The organism is Serratia liquefaciens (assembly GCF_027594825.1).
GTDB lineage: Bacteria > Pseudomonadota > Gammaproteobacteria > Enterobacterales > Enterobacteriaceae > Serratia > Serratia liquefaciens_A.
Genome location: NZ_CP088930.1, coordinates 3,721,801 through 3,735,059, shown reverse-complemented (window position 1 = coordinate 3,735,059; position 13,259 = coordinate 3,721,801). Strand labels below are relative to the sequence as shown.

The window sequence follows — 13,259 nt, the reverse complement described above, 5'->3', positions numbered from 1 at the left end:
TGTTTCTCCGCCGTTGCGCCCAGCCCCCGTGATAACAATTCCCGACGGCATATGCAACGCATTATCTCTCTATGAGAGCCATGATAGACTATGCCGCAATTCCCACACCCAATCAGCGAGTGTTATTTATGAAAGTAGGCATCATCGGCGCAATGGAGCAGGAAGTCACCCTGCTGCGCGATCAAATCGAAAACCGTCAGACCATTCAACGCGCGGGCTGTGAAATCTATACCGGCCAGATCGGCGGCGTTGACGTGGCGTTGCTTAAATCCGGCATCGGCAAGGTTTCTGCGGCCATGGGGACCACCTTGCTGCTGGAACACTGCAAGCCGGACGTGGTGATCAACACCGGTTCCGCCGGTGGCCTGGCCAGCACGCTGAAGGTCGGCGATATCGTGGTGTCCGAAGAAGTGCGTTATCACGATGCCGACGTGACCGCTTTCGGTTACGAACCAGGCCAAATGGCCGGCTGCCCGGCGGCGTTTGTCGCGGACGACGCGCTGATTGCCCTGGCGGAAAGCTGCATCAAGCAACTGGATCTGAACGCCGTACGAGGCCTGATTTGCAGCGGCGACGCCTTTATTAACGGCGCAGAGCCTTTGGCCCGTATTCGCGCTACTTTCCCGAGCGTGGCGGCAGTAGAAATGGAAGCGGCGGCCGTGGGCCACGTTTGCCACCTGTTCGGCACCCCGTTTGTCGTAGTGCGCGCAATCTCTGACGTTGCCGACAGTGAATCGCACATGAGCTTCGACGAGTTCCTGGTGGTGGCCGCTCAGCAATCCACGCTGATGGTTAACGCCATGCTGCAGACTCTGGCTAAGCGCGGTTAATGTGACGCGACGCTTTTCAGCCCTGTTGTGGCTGCTGGCATTGTGGGTGGCGCTGCCTGTCGGCGCTGCCCAGCGCGTGATCAGCCTGGCACCCAATACCACCGAACTTGCCTATGCCGCCGGCATGGGCGAAACCCTGCTGGCGGTAAGCGCCTATTCAGATTATCCCCCGGCCGCCAGGAAACTCGAGCAGGTGGCCTCCTGGCAAGGCATCAATCTGGAGCGGGTGCTGGCGCTAAAGCCGGATCTGATCCTGGCCTGGCGCGGCGGCAACCCACAGCGGGTGCTGGATCAGCTCGCCGCTTTCGGCATTCCGATTTTTTATGCCGACGCCACCACCCTGGATGATATTCCCCGCTCACTGGATCAACTGGCCCAATACAGCCCGCACCCTGAACAGGCGCATCAGGCCGCAGAGGCTCTTCGTCAGCAAATTGCCGACCTGAAAGCCAAATATCCTCACACTCAGCCAAGACGAGTCCTGCTGCAATTCGGCACCCAACCTCTGTTCACCACTTCCGGTGCCACCTTGCAAAGCCAGGTGTTGTCGCTGTGCGGTGCGGAAAACATCTTTGCCGACAGCCGTATGCCGTGGCCGCAAATCAGCCGTGAGCAGGTGTTGGCGCGTCAACCCCAGGCCATCGTTATTACCGGCGGCCAAAAAGAGATCGCCAGCGTGAAGGCCTTCTGGGCTCCGCAACTGCAGGTACCCGTGATTGCGCTCAATGGCGACTGGTTCAACCGCGCCGGCCCCCGCATTATGCTGGCAGCGCAACAGCTGTGCAGCCAACTGGCGGAGATCCGTTAATGCTGGTGTTTTGGCTGGATATCCTGGGAACGGCGGTTTTCGCCATTTCCGGCGTATTGCTGGCGGGCAAGTTGCGGATGGATCCCTTTGGCGTGCTGGTGCTTGGCGTGGTGACTGCGGTGGGCGGCGGCACCATTCGCGACATGGCATTGGCCAACGGGCCGGTATTTTGGGTGAAAGATCCGACCGACCTGGTGGTGGCGATGATCACCTGCGTGCTGACGCTGCTGCTGGTGCGACAGCCGCGCCGCCTGCCTAAATGGATCTTGCCGGTGCTGGATGCCGTCGGGCTGGCGGTGTTCGTCGGCATCGGGGTAAATAAAGCCTTCGCGGCCGATGCCAGCCCGTTAGTGGCAATCTGTATGGGAGTGATCACCGGCGTCGGCGGCGGCATTATCCGCGATGTACTGGCGCGTGAAATCCCCATGATCCTGAGAACCGAAATTTACGCCACCGCCTGCATTATCGGCGGCATCGTACATGCTACTGCCTACGCAACCTTCGGTATGCCGCTGCAGCAGGCGATGATGCTCGGCATGGTCATCACCCTGGCGATCCGGCTGGCGGCCATTCGTTGGCACCTAAAACTGCCCGCATTTATCCTCGAGCGCTAATCCCACTCCGCCCGAATCCGGGCGGAGCCTTATCACGCCCCTTTTCCCCCAAAAGCAGAATATTCGACCAATTAATAAACAAGTGTTATTATCAACGCCTGAAAAAATCAGGGAAAACAATGTAATAAACTTTTTAAGTTCAAGTTAACCATTCTCCCACCCTGTTAAATTTTATTAACTTTTTGCCGATAAGCCATTATGTGATTGCTTACGGATGGCTGTTGTCCTAATGATGAAAAATATTATCTTCTCGCTCAGTATGCTGCTCTGCAGCTCTCTCGCTTACGCCGGAACCACCAGCGGCAAAATTGGCGTCAGCCTAACCCTAATGCCCATCTGCAGCGTAGATGTCAGTGACACGGTCCCTCAGGTGAAATGCGGCAATGCGACCGACACCCAACCCAAAGTGACCCGTAGCAGGTTACAAAACGAGGGCGGCAGCGAAGCGTATCGCGAATTGGTCACCGTAGAATGGTAACCATAAAAAAACCCGCAAACCGGTGAGGTTGGCGGGTTCTCTGCACCACGGCATTCAGGATCAGACGCTGAAGGAAGATCCACAGCCGCAGGTGGTTTTGGCGTTCGGGTTAGTCACCACGAAGCGCGAGCCTTCCAGCCCTTCGGTATAATCGACCGAGCCGCCCACCAGATACTGCAGGCTCATCGGGTCAACCACCAGCGCAACGCCCTGCTTCTCGATGGTCATATCGCCATCGTTGACCTTGTCGTCAAAAGTGAAGCCGTATTGGAATCCGCTGCAACCGCCACCGGTAATGTAAACCCGCAACTTCAGATTCGGATTTTCTTCATCAGCAATCAGGACTTTAACCTTGCTTGCTGCTGCCTCGGTAAATTGCAGGGGCAGTGCTGTTTCATCACTCATACTCTTTACTCCCAACATTGTTCTGCATCAGGTCGCTACAATGGCGGCCGGATTAATGTTAATGATTATCCAATACCTGAGTGTTGCGTTCAAGTATTCACCGCATTTGTTGTATTTTCTTTACCTGTTTTATCTGCCGCCTCGCTCACCTGCAACGCTTCCTGCCGTTGTAAGGTGCGGGCTAATATTGAGGAATACAATGGCTTGCCCCCGAGGAACTGCGCCACCAGCGTAGCACCCAGGCAGGTAATTATCATTGGCAGGATGAGCTGGTAATTGTCGGTCATCTCCAGCACCAGCACGATCCCGGTCAGCGGCGCACGCACCGTGGCAGCAAACAGCGCACCCATGCCGGCAATGGCGAAGGTGCCGGCTTCGATGCCGTACTCGGGGAACAAATGGCCGCCGGCCAGGCCAAAGGCGGTGCCAAACAGCGTGCCCAACGCCAGCATCGGCGCAAAAATGCCGCCCGGAGCCCCCGAACCGAAACACAGCAGCGTAGTGATCACCCGGGTGATAAAAATAAACATCAGCATGCCGACGCTATAGTTACCCGCTGCGGCGATCGGGATCAGGCCAAAACCGCCGCCAGCCGCTTCGGGCTGGATCAACCCCAGAATGCCGCAAATACCGCCGAGCAAACCGCCCATCAGCAAAATTTTGCGCATTTTGCCGCCGTGCAGGCGAGCGAACATATCCTGAGTGCGGAAGACCAACGCGTTGAACATCACCCCCACCGCACCAAATATCGCCCCCAGCACCAAATACAGCCAAAGGGTATTGATCGGCGCCGAGGAAAGCTTGCCCACCGCAATCACCGAACCTTCCCCGTTGAACAGCTGGAACACCACGCTCGACATGATGACGCCGATAAACACGGCTTTAATCGAAATCAGGTTGTAGCGGAACTGCGGCCGCATCTCTTCAATGATAAACAAAATGCCCGCCAGCGGGGCGTTAAAGGCTGCGGACAGGCCGGCGGCTGCACCGGTAGCCAACAAAGAATGGCGTGCTTCGGCACCGCGCATGCGGAAGATATCCAGCACCATGCGCCCGACGTTGCCGCCCATCTGCACCGTAGGCCCTTCGCGGCCCAGCACCATACCCGCGCCCAAGGTACCCATACCGCCGATAAACTTCACCGGGATCACCCGCCACCAACGCACCGGACGCAGCTCTTCCAGCGCCCCTTCGATCTCCGGTATGCCCGATCCCCCAGCCTCAGGAGCAAAGCGACGTACCAGGTAATATCCCAACATCGCCAGCGCGGCGGAAAGAATAAAGGCCAGCGGCCAAACCAGGATCCAATAATCGGCGACCTGCGCCAGCGCAGAAAAGCGCTGCTGCTGTACCCAGTCCACCGCCTTATCAAAGGCCACCCCGAGCAGACCCGCCAGGGTGCCCACCAGCGCCGCCATAAACAGGATCGCCACCGGCGTTTTATCGCGGCGTAAAAGCTGGCGCACTGCGTCACTGCGTTTTAGACGTGGGGCCTGCGCCACCCGCGGCTGTTGCTGTAATTCAGTCATAATGGGTTATTCATTAATGGAATTAAATGTAATACAAATAGGCTAGTTGATTATTCTAACCCACCCGCTAATCGATCGCCCCTCTAAATAGGTATCTGACTGTGATCGTTTCATATCGACGAACACTTCACTAGAATAGCGCGGTCAAATCATTCAAAAGAGAATCCAGGAGCCGTTCTATGAGCTTAAACAGCAAGTCCGAAAGTCTGTATGCCGAGGCAAAACAGGTAATCCCAGGCGGGGTTAACTCTCCGGTGCGTGCATTCAACGGCGTTGGCGGTGTGCCGCTGTTTATCGAACGGGCGGACGGGGCTTACCTGTTCGACGTCGACGGCAAAGGTTATATCGACTACGTCGGTTCCTGGGGCCCGATGGTGCTGGGGCACAACCACCCGGCGATCCGCAACGCGGTCATTGAAGCGGCGCAGCGCGGCCTGAGTTTTGGCGCGCCGACCGAGATGGAAGTTAAAATGGCGGAGCTGGTGACCGAACTGGTGCCGACCATGGATATGGTGCGAATGGTGAACTCGGGTACCGAAGCCACCATGAGCGCAATCCGTCTGGCGCGTGGCTACACCAACCGCGACAAGATCATCAAATTTGAAGGCTGCTACCACGGTCACGCCGACTGCCTGCTGGTCAAAGCCGGCTCTGGCGCGCTGACCCTGGGCCAGCCTAATTCGCCGGGCGTACCGGCCGATTTCGCCAAACACACCCTGACCTGCACCTTTAACGATCTGGATTCGGTGCAGGCCGCATTTGAACAATACCCTTCCGAGATCGCCTGCATCATCGTCGAGCCGGTCGCCGGCAACATGAACTGCGTGCCGCCACTGCCGGAGTTCCTGCCGGGTCTGCGCGCACTGTGCGACAAGTACGGCGCGCTGTTGATTATCGACGAAGTCATGACCGGCTTCCGCGTAGCGCTGGCCGGGGCTCAGGCTCATTACGGCGTAGAACCTGATCTCACCTGCCTGGGCAAAATCATCGGTGGCGGCATGCCTGTCGGCGCCTTTGGCGGCCGTCGTGAAGTGATGGAAGCGCTGGCGCCAACCGGGCCGGTCTATCAGGCTGGCACCCTGTCCGGCAACCCGATTGCGATGGCGGCCGGTTATGCCTGTCTGACCGAAGTCTCTCAGGTTGGCATTCACCAGACCCTGACCGAACTGACCGATATGCTGGCGGCTGGCCTGCTGCACGCGGCTGAAGAAGAAAACATCGCGCTGGTGGTTAACCACGTTGGCGGGATGTTTGGCCTGTTCTTTACCGATGCCCCGGCAGTAACCTGCTATCAGGACGTGATGCAGTGCGACGTAGAACGCTTTAAGCGCTTCTTCCACCTGATGCTGGAGGAAGGGGTTTATCTGGCGCCTTCCGCCTTTGAGGCTGGCTTTATGTCCGTTGCTCACAGCAAGGAAGACATTCAGCGCACCATCGATGCCGCACGTCGCTGTTTCGCCAAGCTGTAAGATTGGTCAAGCCAATAAAAACGGGCGCCTGGCGCCCGTTTTTATTTCCATCGTGCCCCCCGCTCTCGCTTTAGAGCAAGGCACCGTAAATTGTCAGCAGAGCCACCACCACCACGATAATCATCGTCACCTTACGCGCCAGGGTGACCGCCGCCCGTGGGGTCTGTACCGGATCCATGTGAGGATCGCGCGCCAGTGAAAACTGCGCCAACCGCGTCAGCACCTGATACGACGAGGAGTGACGATCGCCCAACGACGCAAACCACGCCGGCAGCGCTCTTTCACCATGGCCAAACAGGGCGTAAGCCACACCGGCCAGACGAACCGGGATCCAGTCCAACCAGTTCAGCAGATGATCGATGCCTGACTGCGAACGCTCCAGCGGCGTGTTGTGGCGCGCCAGCCAGGTCTGGTAAGCGCGCAGGAAAGAGTAGCCTGCCAGCGCAATCGGCCCGTAAGGCCCACAGACCACGAACCAAAACAGCGGCGCCAGATAATAACGGAAGTTAATCCACAGCAGCGCATTTTGCAGTTCACGCAAGCGCAGCTCTTGGCTGCAATCCACCGGCAAACCGTGGATCAGCGCCAGTTCTTCCGCCATTTGATCGCTGGCATGCGCGTCCCCCTGCCGAGCGGCCTTCAGATAGGCCCGATAGTGTTTACGCTTGATCCCTGCGCCGACACACAGCAGATCAATGACGATCCACAGCAACAGCGTCACTACGCCGAAAAACAGCCCCTGGGACAGCCACAGGATCCCTGCCACCACCACCATCCAGGCCAGCGTCATCAGCAGCGTTTGCGCCAGTGAAAACCGATGCAGCCGATGAAATACCACCTCAAGGCGATGATCCAACTGCCAATGCTCACCCAGCTTGAATAAACGTTCCCACGCCAGAACCAGTAACAGCGTAAACAGCGTCATTAGCGACTCCTCTCCCTTTCCATTGTTCCAAGCATAGCGTCATCTGGTCCGCCGGGTTGTTCCAGAGATGCCAGATATAAATCCCAGTCAAACGCCGGGCCGGGATCGGTTTTGCGGCCAGGGGCAATGTCACTGTGCCCGGCGATATGCGCCGCCAACATCGGATAATGCCGGATCAGCAGCGCGGTCACCGCGTTCAGACTTTGGTATTGCTGCGGCGTGAACGCCACCTGATCGGTACCTTCCAGTTCAATGCCGATCGAAAAATCGTTACAGCGCTCTCGTCCCTGATATGACGAAACGCCCGCGTGCCAGGCTCGGCGGTCAAAGGGCACATACTGAACGATTTCACCCTCGCGACGGATCAGGCAGTGCGCCGAAACGCGCAGCTGATGAATATCAGAAAAATAGGGGTGATCCGCAGGATCAAGAGTACCGGTAAACAGCCGATCGATATAGGGGCCGCCGAACTCGCCGGGCGGCAGGCTGATATTGTGGATCACCAGCAGCGAAGGCGCCTCCTCATTCGGGCGAAGATCGCAATGCGGCGAGACAACCCGGGTTACCCCGACAATCCAGCCTTGTTCTAACTGCATCAGATACCTCTGGGCGGTGGTACTTGTCACGGCAACAGAGTAGCATGTTCCCCCTACGATCTTACCGTCCATTTCGGAGTTTTCTATGCCGACACGCCGCTACAGTGCCGACACTCGCCGCACCGAGCTTCTTGAACGAATTGAAAGCGATATCCCCTATGCCGTTGCCCAGGCGCTGCGTGAAGATCTGGGAGGCGAAGTCGATGCCGAACGCGATATTACCGCGCAATTGTTACCGCCAGATACCCAGGCCGAAGCCACGATCATCACCCGCGAACCCGGTATATTTTGTGGTAAGCGCTGGCTAAATGAAGTCTTTATCCAACTGGGCAACCAGGTGAAGGTGGACTGGCAGGTGGCGGACGGTGATAGCCTGGTGCCCGACCAACCGCTTTGCAAACTGACCGGTCCGGCACGAGTGCTGTTGACCGGTGAGCGCACCGCGCTGAATTTTGTGCAGACCCTGTCCGGTGTAGCGACCGAAGTCAGCCGCTATGTGGCACTGTTGCAGGGGACGAAAACCCGCCTGCTCGACACCCGCAAGACCCTGCCAGGACTGCGCACCGCACTGAAATATGCCGTATTGTGCGGCGGTGGCAGCAACCACCGTCTGGGGTTGTCGGACGCCTTCCTGATCAAGGAAAACCACATCATTGCCTCCGGCTCGATCAAAAATGCCGTTGAGAAGGCCGTCTGGCTGCATGCCGACGTGCCGGTCGAGGTGGAAGTCGAGTCGCTGGACGAACTGCAGCAGGCGCTGGACGCCGGTGCAGACATTATCATGCTGGACAATTTCAGCGTCGAAATGATGCACGCCGCCGTGGCGCAAACCCAGGGCCGCGCACAGCTGGAAGTCTCCGGCAACGTGACCAGCGAAACCCTGCGTACCTTCGCCGAAACCGGTGTGGACTACATCTCTGTAGGTGCGCTGACCAAACATGTGACCGCCCTCGATCTTTCCATGCGCTTCAAATAACATCCTCTCCCCAACACCTCTCTGAACCAGCGGGGAGGTGTTTTTTCACCAAAATTGCGAAACACGCCTCATCTCTTTTCCCGCTGCTGCAACCTCAGTCGATTGCTGTGGAACTGCGCCTAAAAACAGTCATCACTCGCTCGAAGCGCCCCGTTGGCCTGATTACTCTGGCCCTCACATTGACACGGAGGAAGCAACGGATGGAAACGCAGCGCGGTTTTACCCTGATAGAACTGATGGTGGTAATCGCCATTATCGCCATACTGAGCGCCATAGGTATTCCTGCCTATCAGCGCTATATCCAAAAGGCAGCGATGACCGACATGCTGCAAACCATGACGCCGTATAAGCTGGCAGTTGAACTGTGCGTGCTCGACAGCGGCACGCCGACCGGCTGCAACGCCGGCAGCAAAGGCATCCCTACCGGCGACGCCTCACGTTACGTCAGCGCGGTGCAGGTCAGCCAGGGCGTGATCTCGCTGACCGGCACGCAAACGCTGCAGGGGTTGACGGTCGCACTGACGCCAACCCAAAATGCCAGCGGCCTGACGCGTTGGACACGCCAGTGCACCAGCGAAAACAGCAATCTGCAGGAAACCTGTCAGGAAGTTTTCCGTTTTGACACTACCGCCGTGGCGCCAACATCATGAGTACGGTAATCAGCGATGAAATCCATACCCTGTGCCAGCGCTATCAGGCACTGGCTCTCAGTGAAGATGACCAGTGCCTGAACGTCGCACTGACTGCCGAGGCTCCCCAGGCACTGCTGTCGGCCCTGCGTTTTGCCACCGGTAAACGCATTCACCTGGAACAATGGCCGGCGGCCAGGCTGGAGTCAGAGCTGAATCGTCGACAAATGCGGGGCGATCGGCTCGAACAGGTCGCACCGGAGGATCAACCCGCCGCGCCCTCATTAAACGACGAAAGTGACGCCCCCGTGGTGCAATTTATCAATCAGACGCTTCGCATCGCCATTCAGCGACGAGCCTCGGACATTCATTTCGAGCCTTACCAACAGACTCTCCGTATCCGGCTGCGCATTGACGGCGTATTGCAGGCAATAGCCTCACCGCCATTCACGCTAGCCGCTCGCCTCACGGCCCGATTGAAAATCATGGGGCAGTTGGACATCGCCGAGCGCCGCCTGCCGCAGGATGGACAGCTCAGCGTGCGGTTGGATAACGCTCGCTACTCCATGCGTATCGCCACCCTGCCCACCCTGCACGGCGAAAAAGTGGTGCTGCGAATTTTGCAAACTGAACGCCAGGAGTTGCCGTTGGATCAATTGGGTATGGATCCGACGGCACTGGCGCAGTTTTCCTCTGCCTTGTCCTGCCCGCAGGGCATGATCCTGGTCACCGGCCCCACCGGCAGCGGCAAAACCGTCACGCTGTACAGCGGTCTGCGTCAGTTAAATGATGCGCAAAGTAATTTATGCAGCGTCGAGGATCCGATTGAAATTCCCCTGTTCGGTATCAATCAGACGCAGACCAACGCCAAAACGGAACTGGATTTCTCCCGCGTATTACGCGCCTTGCTGAGACAGGATCCGGACGTCATCATGATCGGTGAGATCCGCGATCGGGAAACGGCGGAGATCGCAGTAAAAGCCGCTCAAACCGGCCACCTGGTGCTTTCCACTTTGCACACCAATTCCACCAGCGAAACCCTGACGCGCCTGACCCATATGGGTATCCCAGGCTACCTGATTGCCGCCTGTCTGAAACTGGTTATCGCGCAACGTCTGGTGCGCAAGCTATGCAGCCACTGTCGCTATCAACAAAGCCAGCCCGTACGTTTTCCCACAGCCATTTGGGCTACACCTCTGCTGCCCTGGCAGGCCGATGGCTGCGAACACTGCTTCAGCGGTTACTACGGCCGTACCGGGGTGTATGAACTGTTGACCATTACCCCGGAGGTGCAAGCCGGCCTGCTGGCGGGGGCAACCCCCGGCATGTTGGCTGAAATCGCCCGGCAGCAGGGGCAGACGACGTTACTGCAAGCCGGACTAACGCTGGCCGCTCAGGGCGTCACCTCGCTGGAGGAGGTGTATCGCATTGTCGGTGTTATTGCCGACAGCGGAGGCGCTCCGTGAAAACGCTGCGCCTTTTCCTCTGGCAGGCAATTGACCCACACGGACAACTGCGTGAGGGTGAGCTGATGAGCAGTGAGAGGAATGAGGTCAGCCAGTGGCTTATTGAACAAGGTCTACAGCCCTGCCAGATCAACAACGGGAAACGCATTGCTGCCGGCCAGTGGCGCGGTGAACCGCTGATCCAGTTCACCCGCCAGTTGGCCACCCTGCTGCAGGCCGGGTTGCCGCTGGTCAGCGGGCTACAGCTACTGGCGGCAGAGCACCCGTCCGCAGCCTGGCGCTGCCTGCTGCGGGAAGTGAGTGAACAGGTGCGCCAGGGTCAGCCATTTTCTGAGGTCATCGCTGAGCAACATGCCGTGTTTCCTCTGATCTACCGCCAGCTAATCGCCATTGGCGAGCTGACCGGCCACCTGGATGAATGCTGCCTGCAACTGGCCCAACAGCAGGAAGCACAGCAAAAACTGCAAAAGAAAGTCATCAAGGCGCTGCGTTATCCTTTGTTTATCTGCGCGGTGGCGCTGTTGGTAAGTATTTTGATGCTGGTGATGGTGTTGCCTGAATTTGCCGGCGTCTATCAGTCCTTCAATGCGCCGCTGCCGTGGTTTACCCAAGGGTTGCTGAACCTTTCCTCCCTGCTGATCGGCAGCGGTCCCTGGCTGGCAGCGATTCTGGTCTGTATGGCATACACCTATCTCCGCCGCCTGCATCCACAGCCCCAATGGCGCAGGCGCGAACAGGCGGCGCTGTTGAGGCTGCCGTTGATTGCGCACCTGATCAAAGGCGGCTGCCTGAGCCAAATATTCCGTATTCTGGCCATGACCCAGCAGGCTGGGCTCAGCCTGGTTGACGGATTGAATGCAGCAGCGCTGTCGGTGGATAACCTGTTTTATCGCCAGGCGATTGACACCATCAGGCAACAGATTGCGCAAGGGCAGACTTTTCATCACGCCCTGGAACAGCAGGCGCTTTTCCCTTCGTTATGCCAGCAATTGGTGCGGGTGGGCGAAGAATCCGGTTCGTTAGATACCCTCTTGGGCAAACTGGCCGCGTGGCATGAACAGCAAACCTTTGAGCTGGCCGATACCCTGGCGCAAACGCTGGAGCCCCTATTGATGCTGGTAGTGGGAGGGATCGTCGGCACATTGGTGATCGCCATGTATCTGCCGATATTTCAGTTGGGGAATGTTTTGGGGTAAGTCCGTCAGTGATTGGACGCAGCATTGAACTGCGCCCACCAGTTGCTGGTGCCGAAAGGCGCCGCTTACTTGCTGCCGAAGACGCGGTTTTCCTGCTCTGCAACGCGGATGAAAGTAGTGCGCTTGGTCAGCTCTTTCAGACGCTCCGCACCGACGTAGGTGCAAGCGGAACGTAGGCCGCCGAGGATGTCGCGGACGGTGAACTCAACTTCTCCCCGCAACGGCAGCTTGACGGTTTTCCCTTCGGCCGCACGGTACTGGGCAACGCCGCCGACGTGGCGTTTCATCGCCGACTCGGAGCTCATGCCGTAGAACAGCATAAATTTCTCACCGTTCTCTTCCACAATGGTGCCTTCACACTCGTCGTGGCCGGCCAGCATGCCGCCCAGCATGACAAAGTCCGCGCCGCCGCCAAAGGCTTTCGCTACGTCGCCCGGGACCGAACAACCACCATCGCTAACGATTTGGCCGCCAAGGCCGTGTGCCGCATCGGCGCATTCGATCACCGCGGACAACTGCGGATAACCGACGCCGGTTTTCACGCGGGTCGTGCAGACAGAGCCTGGACCAATACCGACTTTAACAATGTCGGCGCCGGACAGGATGAGCTCTTCCACCATTTCACCGGTGACGACGTTACCGGCGCAAATAACATGCTTCGGGCAGGCTTCGCGCGCTTTCTGCAGGAAGGCGACAAAATGCTCGGAATAGCCATTGGCTACGTCGATACAGATAAATTTCAGCTCGGGTGACAGCGCCAGGATCTGCTTCATTTTCACAAAGTCAGCGTCAGACGTGCCGGTTGAAACCATCACGTGGCGCAGCACCGATGCCGGCACGCGCTGCACAAAGGCGGCCCACTGCTCTACGGTGTAGTGTTTGTGTACGGCGGTGAGAACATCGAAGGAAGCCAGGGCCTCTGCCATGCTGAAGGTACCGACTGAATCCATGTTGGCGGCGATAATCGGCACACCAGACCAGCTACAGCCAGAATGTTTGAAGGTAAACTGACGTTCCAGTTCAACTTCTGAGCGGCTTTTCAGCGTGGAACGCTTTGGGCGAATCAGCACATCTTTAAAGCCTAACTTCAAATCTTCTTCAATACGCATGACTTATGATTTCCTGGTTTATGGCGACGGATCGCAGGATAGTATTCGAACCTATACCCTATGAATTTCAAGTTGCAGTCAACAACGCTGCGGCTTGAAAGGCGACGGGTAGATTAATGCCAGTTCCAGTGACGCTATCATACGCGCTAATAATCGCCGGACAAGACTGCGAATTCTCCTTTATTTGCGCTACAATCCGACAAATTTACCTGCGACACCGCAGTGTGAC

Annotated in this window: 14 protein-coding genes; 9 read left to right on the top strand and 5 right to left on the bottom strand. The window is 57.7% G+C overall.

Annotated elements, in window-relative coordinates; genetic code table 11:
• Window positions 1-128 precede the first annotated feature (128 nt).
• The 4 genes from mtnN to LQ945_RS17050 all read left to right on the top strand — a co-directional run bounded on the left by mtnN (window position 129) and on the right by LQ945_RS17050 (window position 2,730).
• The gene (gene mtnN, locus LQ945_RS17065; RefSeq protein ID WP_020825234.1) at window positions 129-830 is read left to right on the top strand and encodes a 5'-methylthioadenosine/S-adenosylhomocysteine nucleosidase; all 702 of its coding nucleotides are present in this window, start codon (window positions 129-131) and stop codon (window positions 828-830) included.
• 1 nt (window position 831) lies between these two features.
• The gene (gene btuF, locus LQ945_RS17060; protein WP_270101298.1) at window positions 832-1,638 is read left to right on the top strand and encodes a vitamin B12 ABC transporter substrate-binding protein BtuF; all 807 of its coding nucleotides are present in this window, start codon (window positions 832-834) and stop codon (window positions 1,636-1,638) included.
• Complete coding sequence (locus tag LQ945_RS17055) at window positions 1,638-2,252, top strand: TRIC cation channel family protein (protein WP_044554193.1); 615 nt, start codon at window positions 1,638-1,640, stop codon at window positions 2,250-2,252. Before btuF ends, LQ945_RS17055 begins: the two co-directional genes overlap by 1 nt.
• A 229-nt stretch (window positions 2,253-2,481) precedes the next feature.
• Complete coding sequence (locus LQ945_RS17050; protein WP_270101297.1) at window positions 2,482-2,730, top strand: hypothetical protein; 249 nt, start codon at window positions 2,482-2,484, stop codon at window positions 2,728-2,730.
• Window positions 2,731-2,790: 60 nt separating this feature from the next.
• Here the strand turns inward: LQ945_RS17050 and erpA are convergent, their stop codons facing one another.
• Together erpA and clcA are read right to left on the bottom strand one after the other, a co-directional pair.
• The gene (erpA, locus tag LQ945_RS17045; protein WP_004950184.1) at window positions 2,791-3,135 is read right to left on the bottom strand and encodes an iron-sulfur cluster insertion protein ErpA; all 345 of its coding nucleotides are present in this window, start codon (window positions 3,133-3,135) and stop codon (window positions 2,791-2,793) included.
• A gap of 89 nt (window positions 3,136-3,224) precedes the next feature.
• Complete coding sequence (gene clcA, locus LQ945_RS17040; RefSeq protein ID WP_270101296.1) at window positions 3,225-4,664, bottom strand: H(+)/Cl(-) exchange transporter ClcA; 1,440 nt, start codon at window positions 4,662-4,664, stop codon at window positions 3,225-3,227.
• Window positions 4,665-4,843: 179 nt separating this feature from the next.
• On the opposite strand from clcA, the gene hemL reads away from it, so the two are divergent.
• Window positions 4,844-6,133 carry a glutamate-1-semialdehyde 2,1-aminomutase gene (gene hemL / locus LQ945_RS17035; protein ID WP_182825134.1) on the top strand — a complete coding sequence of 430 codons (1,290 nt, stop codon included), beginning with the start codon at window positions 4,844-4,846 and terminating at the stop codon, window positions 6,131-6,133.
• 70 nt (window positions 6,134-6,203) lie between these two features.
• Here the strand turns inward: hemL and ampE are convergent, their stop codons facing one another.
• A complete protein-coding gene (gene ampE / locus LQ945_RS17030) occupies window positions 6,204-7,058 on the bottom strand; it encodes a beta-lactamase regulator AmpE (protein ID WP_262240561.1) in 855 nt (284 codons plus the stop codon).
• Window positions 7,058-7,654 (bottom strand): 1,6-anhydro-N-acetylmuramyl-L-alanine amidase AmpD, encoded by a 597-nt coding sequence (ampD, locus tag LQ945_RS17025; protein ID WP_044554188.1) that lies wholly within the window; start codon window positions 7,652-7,654, stop codon window positions 7,058-7,060. Before ampD ends, ampE begins: the two co-directional genes overlap by 1 nt.
• 85 nt (window positions 7,655-7,739) lie before the next feature.
• Between ampD and nadC the strand changes: the two genes are divergently transcribed.
• The 4 genes from nadC (at window position 7,740) to hofC (ending at window position 11,921) form a co-directional block, all read left to right on the top strand.
• Window positions 7,740-8,630 carry a carboxylating nicotinate-nucleotide diphosphorylase gene (gene nadC / locus LQ945_RS17020; RefSeq protein ID WP_270101294.1) on the top strand — a complete coding sequence of 297 codons (891 nt, stop codon included), beginning with the start codon at window positions 7,740-7,742 and terminating at the stop codon, window positions 8,628-8,630.
• Between the two features lie 200 nt (window positions 8,631-8,830).
• Window positions 8,831-9,280: a prepilin peptidase-dependent pilin gene (ppdD, locus tag LQ945_RS17015; RefSeq protein ID WP_182825131.1), complete on the top strand. Its 450-nt coding sequence runs from the start codon at window positions 8,831-8,833 to the stop codon at window positions 9,278-9,280.
• Window positions 9,277-10,725 carry a type II secretion system protein GspE gene (gene gspE, locus LQ945_RS17010; protein ID WP_270101293.1) on the top strand — a complete coding sequence of 483 codons (1,449 nt, stop codon included), beginning with the start codon at window positions 9,277-9,279 and terminating at the stop codon, window positions 10,723-10,725. The genes ppdD and gspE overlap by 4 nt, the downstream gene beginning before the upstream one ends.
• Window positions 10,722-11,921, top strand: a complete 1,200-nt coding sequence (hofC, locus tag LQ945_RS17005) for a protein transport protein HofC (RefSeq protein ID WP_270101292.1) — start codon at window positions 10,722-10,724, stop codon at window positions 11,919-11,921. The genes gspE and hofC overlap by 4 nt, the downstream gene beginning before the upstream one ends.
• A 65-nt stretch (window positions 11,922-11,986) precedes the next feature.
• On the opposite strand, the gene LQ945_RS17000 is transcribed toward hofC, so the two are convergent.
• Complete coding sequence (locus LQ945_RS17000; RefSeq protein ID WP_262240565.1) at window positions 11,987-13,030, bottom strand: GMP reductase; 1,044 nt, start codon at window positions 13,028-13,030, stop codon at window positions 11,987-11,989.
• Between the last annotated feature and the right edge of the window lie 229 nt (window positions 13,031-13,259).